This is a genomic window from Limnochorda pilosa, from assembly GCF_001544015.1.
GTDB lineage: Bacteria > Bacillota > Limnochordia > Limnochordales > Limnochordaceae > Limnochorda > Limnochorda pilosa.
Genome location: NZ_AP014924.1, coordinates 3,548,759 through 3,565,221, shown reverse-complemented (window position 1 = coordinate 3,565,221; position 16,463 = coordinate 3,548,759). Strand labels below are relative to the sequence as shown.

General features: G+C 68.6%; 16 protein-coding genes and 2 pseudogenes. 14 read left to right on the top strand and 4 right to left on the bottom strand.

Features of this window, described 5'->3' with window-relative positions:
* Nucleotides 1-26 precede the first annotated feature (26 nt).
* From LIP_RS16040 to LIP_RS16030, 3 genes are all read left to right on the top strand, one after another.
* The gene (locus LIP_RS16040; protein WP_068140676.1) at nt 27-1,469 is read left to right on the top strand and encodes an FAD-binding oxidoreductase; all 1,443 of its coding nucleotides are present in this window, start codon (nt 27-29) and stop codon (nt 1,467-1,469) included.
* A gap of 12 nt (nt 1,470-1,481) precedes the next feature.
* Nucleotides 1,482-2,816, top strand: coding sequence for a glycolate oxidase subunit GlcF (gene glcF / locus LIP_RS16035; RefSeq protein WP_068140674.1), 1,335 nt, complete (start codon nt 1,482-1,484; stop codon nt 2,814-2,816).
* Nucleotides 2,817-2,890: 74 nt separating this feature from the next.
* The gene (locus LIP_RS16030) at nt 2,891-3,613 is read left to right on the top strand and encodes a DUF4058 family protein (protein ID WP_068140664.1); all 723 of its coding nucleotides are present in this window, start codon (nt 2,891-2,893) and stop codon (nt 3,611-3,613) included.
* Here LIP_RS16030 and LIP_RS20680 read toward each other — a convergent pair.
* The gene (locus tag LIP_RS20680) at nt 3,571-3,957 is read right to left on the bottom strand and encodes a TetR/AcrR family transcriptional regulator (protein WP_082726456.1); all 387 of its coding nucleotides are present in this window, start codon (nt 3,955-3,957) and stop codon (nt 3,571-3,573) included. The genes LIP_RS16030 and LIP_RS20680 overlap by 43 nt on opposite strands.
* Between LIP_RS20680 and LIP_RS16025 the strand changes: the two genes are divergently transcribed.
* The 6 genes and pseudogenes from LIP_RS16025 to LIP_RS16005 all read left to right on the top strand — a co-directional run bounded on the left by LIP_RS16025 (nt 3,956) and on the right by LIP_RS16005 (nt 8,555).
* A complete protein-coding gene (locus tag LIP_RS16025; RefSeq protein ID WP_068140659.1) occupies nt 3,956-4,174 on the top strand; it encodes a hypothetical protein in 219 nt (72 codons plus the stop codon). The two genes, LIP_RS20680 and LIP_RS16025, sit on opposite strands and share 2 nt — an antisense overlap.
* Before the next feature lie 15 nt (nt 4,175-4,189).
* Nucleotides 4,190-4,420 (top strand): YbbN family protein, encoded by a 231-nt coding sequence (locus LIP_RS16020; RefSeq protein WP_068140656.1) that lies wholly within the window; start codon nt 4,190-4,192, stop codon nt 4,418-4,420.
* Nucleotides 4,421-4,811: 391 nt separating this feature from the next.
* Entirely contained in the window at nt 4,812-6,260 is a 1,449-nt protein-coding gene (gene proS / locus LIP_RS16015; RefSeq protein WP_068140653.1) for a proline--tRNA ligase, read from the top strand.
* A gap of 36 nt (nt 6,261-6,296) precedes the next feature.
* Nucleotides 6,297-6,485 (top strand): annotated as a pseudogene (locus tag LIP_RS20675) (hypothetical protein); the annotation flags it as partial.
* Between the two features lie 38 nt (nt 6,486-6,523).
* Nucleotides 6,524-7,171: a rhodanese-like domain-containing protein gene (locus tag LIP_RS16010; protein ID WP_198409587.1), complete on the top strand. Its 648-nt coding sequence runs from the start codon at nt 6,524-6,526 to the stop codon at nt 7,169-7,171.
* Nucleotides 7,172-7,232: 61 nt separating this feature from the next.
* Nucleotides 7,233-8,555 (top strand): MFS transporter, encoded by a 1,323-nt coding sequence (locus LIP_RS16005; RefSeq protein WP_198409586.1) that lies wholly within the window; start codon nt 7,233-7,235, stop codon nt 8,553-8,555.
* Here the strand turns inward: LIP_RS16005 and LIP_RS16000 are convergent.
* On the bottom strand, nt 8,547-9,350 hold the full coding sequence (locus LIP_RS16000) for a class I SAM-dependent methyltransferase (protein ID WP_068140648.1): 804 nt from the start codon (nt 9,348-9,350) through the stop codon (nt 8,547-8,549). The genes LIP_RS16005 and LIP_RS16000 overlap by 9 nt on opposite strands.
* 268 nt (nt 9,351-9,618) lie before the next feature.
* Here LIP_RS16000 and LIP_RS15995 point away from each other — a divergent pair, with 268 nt between their 5' ends.
* From LIP_RS15995 to LIP_RS20670, 5 genes are all read left to right on the top strand, one after another.
* A complete protein-coding gene (locus LIP_RS15995) occupies nt 9,619-10,068 on the top strand; it encodes an ArsR/SmtB family transcription factor (RefSeq protein ID WP_198409585.1) in 450 nt (149 codons plus the stop codon).
* Nucleotides 10,058-11,953 (top strand): heavy metal translocating P-type ATPase, encoded by a 1,896-nt coding sequence (locus LIP_RS15990; protein WP_068140646.1) that lies wholly within the window; start codon nt 10,058-10,060, stop codon nt 11,951-11,953. The genes LIP_RS15995 and LIP_RS15990 overlap by 11 nt, the downstream gene beginning before the upstream one ends.
* Nucleotides 11,954-12,068: 115 nt before the next feature.
* Entirely contained in the window at nt 12,069-12,317 is a 249-nt protein-coding gene (locus LIP_RS15985) for a glutaredoxin domain-containing protein (protein ID WP_068142218.1), read from the top strand.
* 257 nt (nt 12,318-12,574) lie between these two features.
* Nucleotides 12,575-13,036 carry a hypothetical protein gene (locus LIP_RS15980; RefSeq protein WP_068140644.1) on the top strand — a complete coding sequence of 154 codons (462 nt, stop codon included), beginning with the start codon at nt 12,575-12,577 and terminating at the stop codon, nt 13,034-13,036.
* A gap of 305 nt (nt 13,037-13,341) precedes the next feature.
* Entirely contained in the window at nt 13,342-13,548 is a 207-nt protein-coding gene (locus LIP_RS20670) for an addiction module protein (RefSeq protein ID WP_082726455.1), read from the top strand.
* 223 nt (nt 13,549-13,771) lie between these two features.
* On the opposite strand, the pseudogene LIP_RS15975 reads toward LIP_RS20670, so the two are convergent.
* A pseudogene (locus tag LIP_RS15975) lies at nt 13,772-14,917 on the bottom strand (type I restriction-modification system subunit M); the annotation flags it as partial.
* Nucleotides 14,918-15,060: 143 nt separating this feature from the next.
* Nucleotides 15,061-16,407, bottom strand: a complete 1,347-nt coding sequence (locus LIP_RS15970) for a GmrSD restriction endonuclease domain-containing protein (protein ID WP_068140637.1) — start codon at nt 16,405-16,407, stop codon at nt 15,061-15,063.
* Nucleotides 16,408-16,463 lie beyond the last annotated feature (56 nt).

The following is a 16,463-nucleotide window of genomic DNA, read 5'->3' as shown; positions in this document are numbered from 1 at the left end:
GTCCTGTACGGACAGGAGGCACACCCATGGCGGAAGCGACGGCAACCTTTACGCTCCCCGGCCTGGGCGAGGGCGAGCCGGGTTGCGTGCTGCACCCCCGATCCGTGGAAGAGGTGTCGGAGGCGCTGCGGGGCGCGTGGGAGGCAGGGGCATCGGTACGGCCGTGGGGCGGCGGAACCCAGATGGTGCTGGGCCACGCCATCCTCCCCGCGCCGGCCCGGGTGGTGGATCTGACCCGCCTGGACCGGGTGGTGGAACACCGTCCCGAAGACATGACGGTTACGGTCCAGGCGGGGGTGCGCTGGGGCGACCTGGCGGCGCGGCTGGGGCAGGCGGGTCACGAGCTGCCTTTCGATCCCCCGGTTTTGCCTGAGGCCACCGTGGGCGGGATGACGGCGGTGGGGCTCTCGGGTCCCCGGCGCTTCGCCTACGGGCGCCTGCGCGACTGGGTGCTGGGCGTCCAGGTGGTGCGCCCCGACGGCACCATCACCCGGGCGGGAGGCCGGGTGGTCAAGAACGTGAGCGGGTACGAGCTGAGCAAGGTCTATGTGGGCAGCCTGGGAACCCTGGGCGTGATCACCGAGGTCACCTTCAAGACCCGGCCGGTGGCCCCGTCCCGGCGGGTGGCCGCGGTGCCGCTGCCGGGTCCTCGGGCGTTGGAGGCCGCTGTGGCCCGTATCATGGACTCGCCGGTGGAGCCGGCGTTCCTGGAGGCCTTCTGGATCGGCGGGCGCGACGGCCGGAAACTCCATTTGGAAACGGAGCCTTCAGCATCCAAGGACGACGGCGGCCCGGCGCGGCTCGTGGTAGAGGCGCTGGGCCTTGCGGCGGACGACCCCCGGATCAACCTGCCGTGGCTCCTGGCGGGCTTCGAAGGGACCGAGGGACGGACCGCGTGGCAGCACCAGGAGGTCCGGCGGCTGCTCGAGCCCTTGCGCACGGCGGAGATGGAGCCTCTCGAGGGCGCGGCTGGAGGGCGGGGGCCTGCCGCTCTTCCGCGCGACCTTCGGGAGGTGCTCTTCCGGCCCACCGACCCGCCGTGGGAGGCCGTGCACGAGGCGTTGCTCGCAGGGCACCGGCTTCCGCTCGCCGGGGCCACGGGCGACGGGAGAGCCGTGTTTTACGCCTCCCTCATGAGCGACCAGGTGGCCGGGTTCCTCGCGTTCGCCCGTGACGTCACGGAGAGGGAAAACGCCCGGTTCGCGGCCTACACCCACGCGGGGAACGGGGGGGTGGCCCTGCACGTGGCCGGCCCGCCCCCCGCCCTGGAGGCGGCAGGGCGGGCGCTCCTGGAGGAGGCGGCCCGGCTAGGCGGCAGCATGGTGCTTCGCCACGGCCCGCCTCCGGTGCGGCAGGCCCTGCCGATCTGGGACCCACCCCCCGCCACCCTTCCCCTGATGCGCGCGCTCAAAGAGAAGCTCGATCCCCGCCGGATCCTCAATCCGGGACGGTTCGTGGGGGGTCTCTGAGGAGGGGTCATCGTGGCGAGCATCCTTTCCACCGCCGAGCAGACGGCGGTGCGGGACCGAAAGGGGCCGGCCCTCCCGGGCGCCCTGGATCCGGCCTTCCTCACCTGCGTCCACTGCGGGCTCTGCTCCTCGGCCTGCCCCACCTACCTGGAGCTGGGTTCGGAGGCCGACTCGCCCCGAGGCCGGATCCACCTGATGCGGGCCGTGGTCGAGGGCCGGCTGGAGTGGACCCCCGAGGCCGTGGGCCACATCGACCTCTGCCTGGAGTGCCGGGCGTGCGAGACCGCCTGCCCCTCGGGGGTGAACTACCACCACCTCCTGGAGCAGGCCCGGGTGGAGCTGGAAGGGAAGGGCCTGCGCCCCGCTCGCACCCGGCGTCTCCTCGCCTGGATGCGCGATCGGCTCTTCCCCTACCGGTCCCGCCTGGAGTGGGCCTTCATGCCGCTCCGACTCCTCAGGGCCGTTGAGCGTCTGGTCCCGCAGGTGGCGCGCCTGCTTCCGGCCTTCCTGAGAGACCTGGCCGGCTTCGTCCCACGGCTTCCGCCGGCCTTTCGCTGGCGCCGGCTCCCCGAGGAGAACCCGGCCCAGGGCACCGAGCGGCTGCGGGTGGGGCTCCTGGCGGGGTGCGTCCAGTCCGTGGTCTACGGGCCCGTCAACGAGGCGACGGTGCGGGTGCTCCAGCGGAACGGGTGCACGGTGGCCGTGCCCCGTGCCCAAGGGTGCTGCGGCGCCCTCCACCAGCACACGGGCGCCCGGGAGAAGGCGAAGGCCTTCGCTCGTCGCAACCTGGACGCCTTCGAGGCGGCGGGCGTGGACGTGGTGGTCGCGAACGCGGCCGGGTGCGGCTCCACCCTGAAGGAGTACGGAGAGCTCCTGGCCGACGACCCTGCGTATGCGGGGCGGGCCGCTGCCTTCGCCGCCAAGGTCAAGGACGTCTCCGAGCTCCTGGCCGAGCTTCCCCTGGAGGCTCCCGAAGGGCGTATCCAGGCCCGGGTGGCGTACCACGACGCGTGCCACCTGGCTCACGGACAGGGGGTGCGGGAGCAGCCCCGGCGGGTCCTGGCCTCCATCCCGGGGATCGAGCTGGTGGACCTGCCCGAGGGCGAGGTCTGCTGCGGCAGCGCCGGCATCTACAACCTCACCGAGCCCGCGATGTCGAGGCGCCTCCAGCAGCGCAAGGTGGCGCACGTGGCGGGCTCCGGCGCCCGAATCGTGGCCACCGGGAACCCCGGGTGCATGATGCAGCTTGAGCAGGGCGCCCGCCGCGCCGGCCTGGAGCTCCAGGTGCGCCACCCCGTGGAGCTGCTGGACGAGGCGTACCGGGCGGGCGAGAAACGGACATCGTAGCGGCCGATTCGCCGGCGGGGCGCCTTGCCACCGGAGCATCGTTGGGCTAGCATGGCGGCAAGGAGGTGGCCCACGTGGGCGCCCCTGGCGTCCGACTCGACCCACGCCTGGAGACTTCAGGCCTCTGGCCGGACTTCCACGCCCGTTTCCTGGTCGCGCTGGCGGACCACCTGACGCCTCTTCTCCGACCCAGGTATCTCACGCTGGTCGAGGAACGCGTCTACGTGGCCTGGGAGGAAGCACCCTCTGTGGCGTACCGGCCCGACGCGAGCGTGACGCGCCCGCACCCCCCTGCCTCGGCAGGCCAGGCTCATGCGACCTCGGTCCCCACCGCTGAGCCGATCCCGGCCCTGCTCCCGTTCCCGGAAGAGGTGCGCGAGCGGTACCTCCGGGTCCAAACCGCCTCGGGCGAGCTGGTGACGGTCGTTGAGCTCCTCTCGCCCAACAACAAGCGCCCGAACCACGAGGGGCGTGCCGCGTACCTTCGGAAGCGGGAGGACCTCCTCGCTGCCCGGGTCAACCTGGTGGAGATGGACCTGCTGGTGAACGGCGAACGCATGCCCCTGGTGAGCCCGTGGCCGCCAGGTGACCGCTTCGTCCTGGTGGCGCGCGGGACCGCCCCGGGCCGGGGCGAGCTTTATCCGATCCCCCTGCCCGACCCCCTGCCCGTCATCCGGTTCCCGCTGCGGTCGCCGGACGCGGACCTGCCTCTGGACCTTCAGGCGATCCTGGCGGACGTCTGGGTACGCGGCGACTACGCCCTCAAGCTGGACCAGCTGGCTAGGGGTTCACCCTGATGCCGCGCGATGACCTCCCGCTCGCCCAGGCGGACCACAGCCTCCAGCAGCGCCTCCTTGGTGGGGAAGCGACGGTAGATGGTACCCCGGCCGATGCCCACTTTCCGGGCCACGTCATCCAGACTGGCCCGCTTGAAGCCCTGCGTCGCGAAGACCCGGCGGGCAGCTTCGAGAACAACCGCTGCGTCAAGCCCGCACGGATCGTATCCGCCGGATCCTGAGAGGAGTCTCAGCGACGTGCCCCGCCGGGAGCGCAGGGTCTGGACGCGCCCAGACGAACGGGGTAGGGTGGACGGGATCAGCAAAGGGTCGTGTGAAGACGCGCTGAGGGGGAAGAGCGTCATGCCGGGACGTGGACGATCGAGGTCGTTCTGGGCGGGCGGAGCCGCGCTCCTCGTCCTTCTCGTGGGCGCAGCCGTCACCGCGTACCTACGTGCGGGGAACGGGGGTGGAACCGAGGCCGGCACGCGCCTTCAGGCCTACACCGACAGCCGTCCTGGCCTGGTCTTCGTCTACACGACGAAACCGCATCCGATGCCGGACGGCACCCTCATGTACTGACAGGCCTGTCTTCAGATGCGGCCCGTGATGGCCGCCGTGCGCGAGACGTATGGCGACACCCTTCGCTACACCTACGTCGACGTCGATCCCGGGCGACCTCTCGACAGCTACCAGGTCGCCAGGGACTTCGACCTCCGGGGCCACCCCTTCGTCGCGGTCTTGGCGCCGGGCGGGCGCCTGGTGGATGCCCGATACGGCGTTGTGCCCCGCGACGAGATCGAAGGCTGGCTGAAAGAGGCGCGATGACGCGCGGGTCACGTACGTGCCTCCCCTCAACTGGCTTTCCACATATGGGGCCACGCGCGAAGAGGCGTTGGAGCGAACCCGCGAAGCAGTCGTAGGTACGTCGAGGCGGCTCGGAAAGAGAGCCTGCATCCTGAACCCAAGGAACCTCCTGAGGGGGAGGTGGTTGACCTCGAGGTGGCGGTACCTTGAGTGAGCGCAGGGTGGACTCCTGGCGGCCTTCTTCGATGGCTGCAAGGAATGATCGTTGTGCCCCTTCAGGCCGCTGTCCCTCCGTTGACAGCCCCTGGTGCCTTTGCTACCCTGGTGGCACATGCATTCGACCGTTGTGCCAGCCGGTGTGCGGCCGTGGACGAGGCCCGCCCGGTGCGGGGCCCGGAGGAGGCGCAGGGGCGTGGCGGAAGGGCAGGCGCTGGTCAAGGAGATCGTGCCCCAGTCGGAGGACTTCTCGGCCTGGTATGTGAGCGTCATCCGCAAGGCCGACCTGATGGACTACTCGCCGGTGCGCGGCTGCATCGTCTTCAAGCCCGACGGTTACGAGCTCTGGGAGGCGTGCCAGGCCGGCCTCGACCGGCGCTTCAAGGAGACGGGGCACCGGAACGCCTACTTCCCCACGCTCATCCCCGAGAGCTTCTTCCAGCGCGAAAAGGAACACGTGGAGGGCTTCGCCCCGGAGCTTCCCCTGGTGACCGAGGTCGGGAGTGAGAAGCTGGAGGAGCGCCTGGCGCTCCGGCCCACCTCCGAGACCATCATCGGCCACATGTACGCCAAGTGGATCCAGTCGTACCGCGACCTGCCGGTCCTCATCAACCAGTGGGCCAACGTCTTCCGCTGGGAGAAGCGGACGCTCCCCTTCCTGCGCACCACCGAGTTCCTCTGGCAAGAGGGCCACACCGCCCACGCCACTGAGGAGGAGGCGCGGGAGGAAACCATGCGGATGCTCGAGATCTACCGCGATTTCGTGGAGGCCGACCTGGCCATTCCGGTCGTCAAGGGCCAGAAGACCCCTTCGGAGCGCTTCGCGGGGGCGGTGGACACCTACTCCATCGAAGCCATGATGAAAGACGGCAAGGCGGTGCAGGCCGGCACCTCCCACTACCTGGGCACCAAGTTCGCCGAAGGCTTCGGCATCCAGTTCCTGGACCGGGACAACCAGTTGAAGTACGTCCACACCACGTCGTGGGGAGCTTCCACCCGGCTGATCGGGTGCATCATCATGGTGCATGGCGACGACCGGGGTCTTGCGCTGCCGCCACGGGTGGCGCCCACCCAGGTCATCCTGATCCCCATCGGACCGGCGAAGGTCCGCGAGGAGGTCGTCGGGCGGTCGCGGGAATTGCTCCAGGCTCTGCGGGCAGCCGGACTCCGGGCCCGGATGGACGACCGGGACGAGTTCTCGCCCGGGTGGAAGTTCAGCGAGTACGAGATGCGGGGCGTGCCGCTCCGCCTCGAGCTGGGACCCCGCGACCTGGCCCAGGGCGTGGTGGTGGCCGTCCGCCGCGACACGGGCGAAAAGCAGGCGCTGCCCCAGGATGGGCTGGTCGAGCGGGTCCAGACGCTCCTCGACGAGATCCAGGCCAGCATGTTCCAGAAGGCGCTGGCCTTCCGGGAGGCCCACAGCCACCGCGCGGCCACCCTCGCGGACCTGGGCAGGGTCCTGGAAGAGAAGGGCGGCTTCGTGCTGGCGGGCTGGTGCGGCGACGACGCCTGCGAGCGGCGCGTGAAGGAAGAGACCAAGGCCACCGCCCGCAACATCCCCTTCGACCCGCCCGAGCGGATGGAACGCTGCCTCGTCTGCGGGCGGGAGGCACGGCACACGGTCTGGTTCGCGCGGGCGTACTGACGGCCGGCTGGTCACATCCTCCGTGGTGGTTGGCAGGAGGTCGTCGCCTACTGCCGGGGGCCCTACTGCCTCTTTGCCGACGAGGCCGTGGAAATCCTCAGGGCTCACGGCCGAAAGGCGCGGCGCCTGCGGGAGGGCTATCCGGACTGGCTCACGGCCGCTGCCGGGGCTGCCCGCGTCGGCCCGGATCCATGGGAAGGGCCGAACGGCGCGCCGGGTCGATAGCCAGGATGACTGCAACACGCTCGAAGGGGTGGGAGGCCGTGGCGCACGGGGAAGGGATACGCGCGGAGGATCTCAGGGCGATGCTCGAACGGGGCGAGCCCGTGACGGTGCTGGACATCCGGCGCTCCGCGGACCGGGAATGGACGATACCGGGGAGCGTGCACGTCGATGCGTACGACGCCCTGAACGCGGGCGACGGGAAGGTTCTCGACACGGTGGACCTTCCTACAGACAGGCCCGTGGTCACCGTCTGCGGCCGCGGCGGCACTTGCGTCCTCCTGGACGGGCGTACGCTCTTTACCGGCGACACGCTCTTCCTGTCCAGCGTGGGAAGGCCTGATCTGGAAGAGCCGGATCCAGCACGGATCGAGACGCACGCCCGCATGCTGTACCGGTCCCTCGAGCGGTTCCTCGAGCTGCCGCCGGAGACCCTGGTCCTTCCGGGTCACACGGGGGAGCCGGTCGCATTCGACGGCCGCCCCCTGGCGGTGTCTCTGGCCGAGGTGCGCGCCCGCAGCCCCCTCCTGGGCCAACCGGAGGATGCCTTCGTAGCGGCCATCCTCCAGCGAATCCCCGAAACTCCGCCCAACTATCGGACAATCGTCGAGTGGAACGCGGCGGACCGCTCCTTCGAAGGCGACGCCACCGAGCTCGAGGCGGGCGCCAACCGCTGCGCGGTCGGGTAGGAGGGCGCTGAGGCCGCCAGCTCGCCTCGGGAACTGCGGGGAAGGGGTGAGGAAGCTGGGCGTGGAGAGTCGGCCTGACCCGGCCACCGTCCGCCTGGGCCTGCGCGAGAACTTAGGCTCGTTTGCCCTCCTGGTGCTGGTGAACGCCTTCGTGGGCGGTATGGTAGGACTGGAACGCACGGTGGTCCCCCTGGTCGGCGCCGAGGAGTTCCGCCTCGCCTCAGAAGTGGTCGTCTTTGCCTTCATCATGGCGTTCGGTGTGGTGAAGGCCTTCACCAACCTGGCGTCGGGGGTGCTGGCGGACCGGTTCACCCGGAAGGCCGTGCTGGTCGCCGGATGGGCGCTGGGGCTGCCCGTGCCCTTCCTGCTCGCCTGGGGACCCACCTGGGGGTGGATCGTGGGGGCGAACGTGCTGCTGGGCCTGAGCCAGGGGCTCGCGTGGTCCATGACGGTGGCCATGAAGATCGACCTGGTGGGCTCGGCCCGCCGGGGGCTGGCGGTGGGTCTCAACGAATTCGCCGGTTACGGGGCCGTGGGGCTCACCGCCCTCCTCACCGGTTACGTCGCCGCTGCGCGGGGGCTACGGCCGGATCCCTTCCTCATCGGCGTCGCGTACGCGGTGCTCGGCTTCACCCTCTCGCTCTTCGCGGTGCGGGACACAGGCGCGCACGCCGCCCTGGAGGCCTCGCTCCATCCCGGGGCCGAGCAGGTCGCCCGGCCGAGCACGGGGTGGGTCGTGGCGCAGACCACCTGGAGGAACCGCACCCTCTTCGCCGTCTCGCAGGCGGGGTTGGTCAACAACCTCAACGACGGCATGTCCTGGGGGGTCTTCCCGCTCCTCTTCGCCGCCCACGGCGTGGGCCTGGAGGGGATCGGCCTCATCAAGGCCGTGTACCCGCTCACGTGGGGGATCGGCCAGGTGGTCACCGGCCCCCTCTCCGATCGGTACGGGCGCAAGCCGCTGATCGTGGCGGGGATGATCACGCAGGCCGCCGGCCACGCGGTGATCGGGCTCGGCCTGGCACGCCCATTCACAGCCGGCCTCATGGGATCCGTGCTCCTGGGGATCGGCACCGCCATGGTCTACCCGTCGCTGCTGGCGGCCGTAGGGGATTCGGCCCACCCTTCCTGGCGCACCACCTCGCTGGGCGTCTACCGGTTCTGGAGGGACTTGGGGTACGCGGTGGGCGCCCTCACCTCGGGGCTGGTGGCGGGGGCGCTCGGGTTGGCGTGGGCGGTCCACGTGGCGGGGCTGCTGACCCTCGCCTCGGGCCTTGTCGCCTGGGGCGCCATGCGGGAGACTCTTCCGACCCGGGCCGCGGAAGCCCGCGAGGCCTTCAGGCAGCCGGCCGGACCTCCTGGTGCCGGCCGGCCGTCACGATGAGGTAGCACGACCAGAAGACGCCGCGTGCGGCTTGCGCCCGATGAGCAGCCCCTCGGTGAGGTGGAAGCCGAGGCGCCCCTGCCGGTCGTCGGGCTCCAAGCACGCGCGGGCGGCGGGGGGCGCTTCCAGCAGGAGACGCTTCAGCTCGGCGAGGGTCTCGGGCGTGCACCCCGAGCGCCCGGCCCACTCCTCCAGGTCCCGGCGCTTCCGGAAGGTCTCCGTCTCCCCTACGACCAGTCCTGCGTCCTCGAAGAAGGAGATCCACTCCTCCAGGCTGTACGCCCAGTGGTGCGAGGGGTCGTGGACCTTCTCGAAGGCGTTGACGTACGCGGCCACCTCGGGGTCGGCGGGCACCACGTTGTCGACCACGGCCACCAGTCCCCCCGGCCGGACCACTCGGGCGGCTTCCCGCACGAAGCGGCGGACGTCGGGGAAGTGATGGGGTGCCACCCGGCAGGTGAGGAGGTCGAAGGCGGCGTCGGGGAAGGGGAGGCCCTCGGCGTCGGCGACGACGAACTCCACGTTGGCCGCCCCGCGCCCGGCGGCGTGGCGCTCGGCGGCGTCGAGCATGGCGGGGGTGAGGTCCGACGCGACCACCCGGGCCACCCGCGGGGCGAAGGCGAGCGCGGTGTGACCCCCGCCGGTGGCGACGTCGAGAACGGTCCAATCCGGCTGGGGCCGCGTCAGCTCCACGAGGCGCTCCAGGCTCTCGCCCCGTGCATGATCCTGGCTGCGGACGTAGGCCTCCGCGTGCGTGCCGAACTGCTGGCGGACGGAATCTTTGAGGTCGCTCATGGCCCCTCCTGTGCAACGGGAACGCCCTGTGGATTGCGCCGGCGGTAGTACCTCGAGGGTTCTCGCGAACGGCTGTCGTTTCCTGCGCGTTCGCGGGTAGCTCACGGGCCTGGAGTGGATCGATGCTCTGGGGCACGTACCGCAGGGCCGCGAACCGTCCCTGGCGATCCGTCGGTGGGCGTCGGCTCGCCGCGGCGAACAGCGAATGCCAGAGCCTATAGTTGATTGCTTGCTCAAATGAGCTATAGTGCACAGGGAGGTGGTCCCCGTGGCCAGAGCTGGAACGAGTCGAACCTTTACCGATACGTCAGAGGATGCTCGGCTCGCCCACGCCAAGCAGGCCCCACCGTCCACCGAGACGCCGCCCAAACCGGCCCACGACCTGTGCGAGGTCGAGGGCTTCCATCCTGAAGCGATCGCCCGGGCCCTCAGCGACCTCCCCGACCCGAACGAAGCACAGCGGGTGGCCGACCTCTTCGCCCTCCTGGCCGATCCCAGCCGGGTGCGTATCCTCCATGCCCTGGCCCGGGAGGAGCTCTGCGTCTGCGACGTGGCAGCGGTGACCGGGCTCTCGGTGAGCGCGGTGAGCCACCAGCTCCGCCTGCTCCGGCGGGCGGGCGCCGTGGCCTACCGCAAGGAGGGGCGCATGGCCTACTACCGTCTCGTGGACACCCGCCTCGCGCAGCTGCTGCAGGAGGTGGTCCAGGATGCACGCTGAGGAGGCGGGCTTCGAGGGCGCCTGGCACCAGTTCCCGCCCATGAGGAACGCGGCCGTCGCAGCCCTGATCGTGGCGGTGGCCTGGGGGCTGGAGCGATCGGGCGCCCCGGCGTGGCTGGCGTCGGTGGCCTACCTGGTTGCCGTACTGGTCGGCGCCCGCTTCTGGGCCCGCGAGGGGTGGGAGGAGCTCCGGGAGGAGCGCGAGGCGGGCATCGATGCCCTGATGGCCGCGGCCACCCTGGGGGCCATTCTCCTGGGCCAGTGGCTGGAAGGGGCGCTCCTGGTCGTCATCTACGCGGCGGCCGAAGCGCTGGAGGAGTTCACCTACGCCCGAACCCGGCACGCCATCCGCTCCCTGCTGGACCTCGCCCCGCCCACCGCGTCCCGCCTGCAGGACGGCCGGGAGGAAGAGGTGCCGGCCGCCGCCCTGGTGCCTGGCGACGAGATCGTCGTCCGCCCCGGCGAGCGGGTGCCCACCGACGCCGTCGTCGTGGACGGCCGGTCGAGCCTGGTGGAGGCCGCGGTGACGGGCGAGTCGGTGCCGGTCGACAAGGGGCCCGGCGACAGGCTCTTCGCCGGCACCGTCAACACCACGGGGGCCCTCACCGCCCGTGTCACCGTGGGATTCGCGGACAACACCCTCTCCCGCATGATCCACCTGGTGGAGGAGGCCCAGGAGGTCAAGTCCCGAGCCCAGCGCTGGATCGACCGCTTCGGGCGGCGCTACAGCCCCGGGGTTCTGGCGACCGCCATCCTCCTCCTTATCGTGCCGCCCCTCTTCGGTGCACCCTTCGCCACCTGGGCCTACCGGGCCGTGGTGCTGCTGGTGGCCGCAGCTCCCTGCGCGCTGGTCATGTCGACGCCCGTGGCCACCGCCGCTGCCATCACCCGGGCGGGGCGCCGGGGGGTCCTCGTCAAGGGAGGCATCCACCTGGAGCAGCTCACCCGGGTTCGGGTGGTCGCCTTCGACAAGACGGGGACCCTCACCCGCGGCCGGCCCCAGGTGACGGACCTGGTGCCTGCGGACGGGGTGACGGCGACGGAGCTCCTGGGCCTGGCCGCGGCGGTGGAGCGGTGGAGCGAACACCCCCTGGCCCGGGCCGTGGTGGAGCGGGCCGAGGCGGAAGGCGTCCCCATCCCGGCTGCCCAGGCCTTCGAAGCCCTGGTGGGTGCCGGCGCCCGGGCGCGGCTGGACGGTGCCGTGGTCCGGGTGGGAAGCGCCGCTCTTCTGGAATCCGAGGGGTTGCAGGGACCACCGCGTCTCTCGGCCGCCGTTCACGAGTTGCAGGCGGAGGGGAAGACCGTGGTCCTGGTGACACAGGATTCCGACGTGATTGGGGCCGTCGCCTTCCGGGACGAACCGCGGTCCGAGGCCCGGGAGGCGGTGGATCGCCTGCACGCCCTGGGCCTGCGGGTGGTCATGCTCACCGGCGATCAGGCCGCCACCGCGCTGGCCCTCGGGCGGGCACTTGGCGTCGATGAGGTGCACGCAGGCCTCCGCCCCGAAGAGAAGGTGGCCGCTCTGCGGGATCTGGAAGCCCGCTTGGGCCCGGTGGCCATGGCGGGGGACGGCGTCAACGACGCACCGGCCGTGGCCGCGGCGACGGTCGGGATCGCCATGGGGCTGGCCGGGTCCGACGCGGCCGTGGAGGCGGCGGACGTGGCGCTGATGGGCGACGACCCGCGGGGCGTGGTCACCGCCCTGGAGGTGGCCCGTCGCGCCCGGCGCATCTCGCTTCAGAACCTGGCCTTCTCCATCCTCATCCTGGTGGTCCTGGTACCCTCGGCCGTGCTGGGCGCGCTGGGCATCGCGGCGGCCGTCGTGGCTCATGAGGTGAGCGAGCTCCTGGCGGTGGCCAACGGGCTGCGGGCGGCGCGGGCCTGAGGGTGCAGCCTGCGCCTCCTTCGCTTTCGGAAGACGCAACGTAGGCTCGCTTACGGTTCTCAACCCCGCACGCGCCTACCATGGAGGCAGCCGGTCACGAACGGAGGTGGAGACCATGGCCGCACGTCGTGTGGAGCTCTACATGCAGCCGGGATGCGGCGACTGCTTTGCCGCCGAGCAGTTCCTGAAGGCTCGTGGCGTCGCGTTCACCGAGTACGACATCCGCGCGGACGAAAAGGCGCGCAGGCGCCTGGTGGACGATCTCGGCAGCCGGGTGACGGCGACGCTGGTCATCGACGGCGAGGTGCTGCGGGGCTTCGGCGCCAACCGCCAGCGCGCGGAGGAACTCCTGGTACAAGGTTGAGGTTGACGACGTCCATCCGGTGCGCCGCGTCACGGCGCATCCAGAGGGGGGCGGGCCCGGTCGCGCGACCGACCCGCCCTCGCTGCTTCGCGACAGGCACCTTCATGGCTTACGGATCCCGAGACCCGGCCTCGGCGCCGTGCCACCCTACGCCACCATTCTCGTGGTACGTAGGCGGGCTTACAGAACGGTGCACCGCCCGAGCGGTACCGTGGACGGCGTAAGGTCCCAATCTCACGAGATAGGAGGTGGCGGCGGTGCGAATCGACTTCGTGCGGGCGGGGCTCGCCGGGCTCGCCGGCACCGTGGCCTTCGACTTGGTCGGGCTGATCCTGGGGCGGGGCTGGTGGGACATTCCCCAGCTCCTCGGCATGAAGCTTGGTGGAGGTCTCGGCATGGGTGTCCTGGCCCACTACATCAACGGCGTCCTCATCGCGGCGATCTTCGCGGGCATCGCCCCGTCCCTCTGGGGGTCCAGGTGGGCGAGGGCGCTGCTCTTCATGACCGTGCAGACCGTGTTCGGCGTGGGCCTCTTCATGATGCCCCTGCTGGACATGGGCATCATGGGTCTCAATGCCGGCCTGGCCATGCCCGTGGTGGGCATGATGCGGCACTGGGCCTACGGTGTGGTGGTGGCCTGGCTCTATCCGTTGCCTGAAGCGGTGCTCCAGGGGCGGTCGGCCGGTGCCGGGGCCCGGGCGGGCTCCACGGGGCGGTAGGGGCCCTGACCTTGCCCGAAACGCGGGTCGACCCGACGCGGGGTCAGCTCCGTGGCGAGACGGGGTCCAGTGCTGGGCACCGGATCCCGTCTTGCTGCACGCTCTAGGTCAGGCTCTCGCTCCAGCCCAGCTAGAACTTTTGGCCCATGGTGACCCAATGGTGCCAAGCCTCTATGGCTTGCCCCGTCGGCTCACCGGTCGCGCTGATCGGCTCCTCCATCGGTGTCCGCTGCAGCCGCTTGTTGGGCGGCGATGCGCGGCGTATCATGGAGGCATGATGAAGCCCACTGACGCAGTGCTGGCCGATGCACTTCGGCTCGACGCGAAGGCCCAGGCTGAGATCGCCGCTGAACTCCTGGCAAGCCTGGACGGCCCCCCCGGATCCGGACGCCGAGGCTGCCTGGGCGGCGGAGATCCAGCGGCGAGTCGCCGCGCTTGAGGCCGGGACCACTCAGCTTGAACCCTGGGGAGACGTCAAGCGCCGGATCGAGAGAGAAATCCTCGATCGATGACGCGGACGCTCCGCTTGCAACCGAACGTGATCGTCATCGTGGCGGCTGCCCATCTGAAACGTCGCCCGGGCTACTGGCAGACCCAGAGCTGAGTTCCGAGTCCGGCTAACGACTGTACGGCTCAACAGCGCCGAGCCAAGTCTCCGATCGAGGCACGCGGGTTAGTATCGGGGTCCGCTGCAGCCGCCTGTTAGCTGCCGAAGTCCGGCTAGAACTCGTAGCCCAGCGCGACGATCCCTTCGAGCCAGTCGTTCTCGATGATCCAGCGACGGATCTCGCTCTCTCCCGATCCGGCCGACCCCGTGAACAGCGGCGATCCGTTGAAGACGATGGCCAGGCGCGTGCCACCCTCGGCGGGGTCCTTCATCTTGCTGATCATGTGCTGAAGAAACAGCAGCGACCCATCGTTGATACGTGGGAGCCCCGCGCCGAAGCGGCCGCCGAAGCCCTGTTCCTCGTGCTCGCGCTTGATGTAGTCCGCCTGTGCCTCCCACTTCACGCCGAAGGGCGGATTGGCGAGCATGTAGTCGAACTTCTTGGCGGCGAAGTGGTCAGCGGTGAAACTGTCGCCGAAGCGGATGTTGTGGATGTCGTGGCCCTTGATCATCATATCGGACCCACAGATGGCGTAGGCCTGGGAGTTGTAGTCCTGGCCGAAGACCTCCAGGCGCGCATCGGGATTGAGCTCCCGGACGTACTCCTCCGCAACCGACAGCATTCCGCCGGTTCCGGAGGCAGGGTCGTAGAGCGTCTTCACGATCCCCTTCGTGGTGAGGACCTCGCTGTCGGGAAGGAAGAGCAGGTTGACCATGAGGCGGATGACCTCGCGGGGTGTGAAATGGTCACCGGCCTCCTCGTTCGATGCCTCGTTGAACCGCCGGATCAGCTCCTCAAAGATGTAGCCCATCTCGATGTTCGAGACGCTGTCGGGATGCAGGTCGATCTCGCAGAACTTCGAGACCAGCAGGAAGAGGCGGTCCACCTTGTCGAGCTTGGCGATGTGTTCCTCGAAGCCGAAGTGCTCGATGATCTCCCGGGCTTGGCTGGAGAAGCCCTTGATGTAGTCCGTGAGGTTCGCCGCAATGTGATCGGGGTCACCCTTGAGCTTCTCGAAGGTGTAGCGGCTCGTGTTGAAGAAGGAAGCGCCCGACGCTCGGGTGAGCTTGCCGTGCAGCACCCCTTCGCCCTTCCCACTCCACTTCTCGCTTGCTTCGAGAACTTTGTCCTTGGTCGGCTCCAGCACGCAGTCCAGACGTCGCAGGACCGTCATGGGGAGCATGACGTCCTTATACTGGTTGGGCCGGTACGGGCCGCGCAGGAGGTCCGCGACCGACCAGATAAAGCTGACCTTCTCGCCGAAATTGTTCACACGCTATCGTCTCTCCTGGTCATTGATTCAGTGAAGTGCTCTGGCGGCCTAACGGCCTACCGCTAAACTGCGGGCACTGAAGGCGCGATCCGCAATCTTGTCAGTCCGGTAGGCCACCGCCTTGCCCATGCCGCGTACTGGTTTCAGCCCTTCTTCAAGTTACACAGGCGATGAACGAGTTGTGCGTTCTCCGGGACCGTCTTGCCCCCGCGCCAGTATTGCGTGTCGTGGTCCAAAACCGCATCATCCACAAGGGCGATTCTCTGACCGCACAGTTTGCACGTCGGGTCCGCATCGAAGAGTTCCTTCTTGAGTTGCCTTGTAAATGCTCGTCTACCGTCGTTCGGCTCTACCGTGGCGAGCACACTCTCGAGTCGCTGTTGCCACGTGTCAAACGCGTATTTGAGTCTTGTCGTCTCTCCTGTCGCCCGCCGCACGCGATCCACCCACTTGTCGTCCGTGAGTATCAAGTCAAGGTATTCTTCGTAGATCGCATCAGCACCTCGCGTGATTCTCCCAAGATCGTAGTTTGCAAACGAGGTAGCAACCACCTGGAAGATGGCGGCATTGGGTCGACTCGCCCATTCACCTGCACTAGTTGAACCGGTCTTCGTCATCTCATTCTTCAAGCGGAAGGCGGTATCACCAAACACGGTTACACAGGCCTTCATGCACTTATCGAATATACTCCGGTATTCCTCGATCTTCTCGTCGGAAGCGTTTCTATACGTATCAAGAAATTCGTTGAGAAACCTCTTCAGGCCATGCTGGCACTTATGATGCGTCCGTTCATAGAAGGCAAGGAAGCGAAGGACGAGAGCGCGATCCTGCATCCGCTTCTCCACCCCCTTTTGGTTGAGACAGCGGCGGAGATCCGAATGGTTGGCGAGCTCCTTGATCAGCGAGTTAACGGATCCGCGATAGAGGCAATTGCGGATCTCCATGTCGTTCAGCTTGACACCACCAGTGTTGAGGCGCTCGAAGACGATGAAATGCATGTCCCCCTGATCACTCGACAACTCGAATGATCGGAGAATAGCGTCTTCAAGTTTGCGCTGGTCCCGCTCCGGCAGGTCCCGAAAAGTCTTGCCGATGATATCAGATCGCATGTCCAGACGTTGCAGCTTGTACTTGTTGGCGAAGAACTCGAACACTGCGGTCAGTCTCTGGAGCCCGTCAATGACCTCGTACTTGTTCTCTTCGTTCTTCGCCAAGTAGATAACCGGAACTGGGATGTCTAGGAGGAACGACTCGATGAGCTTCGAAGCCCGTCCGCGGTCCCAGACGTAGTTCCGCTGCCATTCAGGATCGAGGATGATGCGACCACTGTTGTACCAGCGATGCAACTCTGACAAGCTGCGGTCCGCCTTGTCGAGAACCACCTTGCCGCTAAACGACGCATTCAAGTCACCCTCGTCAACAGCCTCTAGATCGTCGTTCTCCGAGAGAAGGTCGAGGTCAATGGCGGCTTGGATCTCTGGGTCGCTCATATCTATCGCCCCCATTCAGATTGCTTGAGCTTGGCGGCCTAACGTCTTCGCGCATC

Bases quoted from the DNA above. Each gene is read 5' to 3' on its own strand.
- LIP_RS15970 (WP_068140637.1), bottom strand. From the start codon at position 16,407: ATGAGCGACCCAGAGATCCAAGCCGCCATTGACCTCGACCTTCTCTCG.
- LIP_RS16000 (WP_068140648.1), bottom strand. From the start codon at position 9,350: ATGAGCGACCTCAAAGATTCCGTCCGCCAGCAGTTCGGCACGCACGCG.
- LIP_RS16020 (WP_068140656.1), top strand. From the start codon at position 4,190: ATGCGGCCCGTGATGGCCGCCGTGCGCGAGACGTATGGCGACACCCTT.
- LIP_RS15990 (WP_068140646.1), top strand. From the start codon at position 10,058: ATGCACGCTGAGGAGGCGGGCTTCGAGGGCGCCTGGCACCAGTTCCCG.
- LIP_RS20670 (WP_082726455.1), top strand. From the start codon at position 13,342: ATGCACTTCGGCTCGACGCGAAGGCCCAGGCTGAGATCGCCGCTGAAC.
- LIP_RS15985 (WP_068142218.1), top strand. From the start codon at position 12,069: ATGGCCGCACGTCGTGTGGAGCTCTACATGCAGCCGGGATGCGGCGAC.
- LIP_RS20680 (WP_082726456.1), bottom strand. From the start codon at position 3,957: ATGACGCTCTTCCCCCTCAGCGCGTCTTCACACGACCCTTTGCTGATC.
- LIP_RS16025 (WP_068140659.1), top strand. From the start codon at position 3,956: ATGCCGGGACGTGGACGATCGAGGTCGTTCTGGGCGGGCGGAGCCGCG.
- LIP_RS16040 (WP_068140676.1), top strand. From the start codon at position 27: ATGGCGGAAGCGACGGCAACCTTTACGCTCCCCGGCCTGGGCGAGGGC.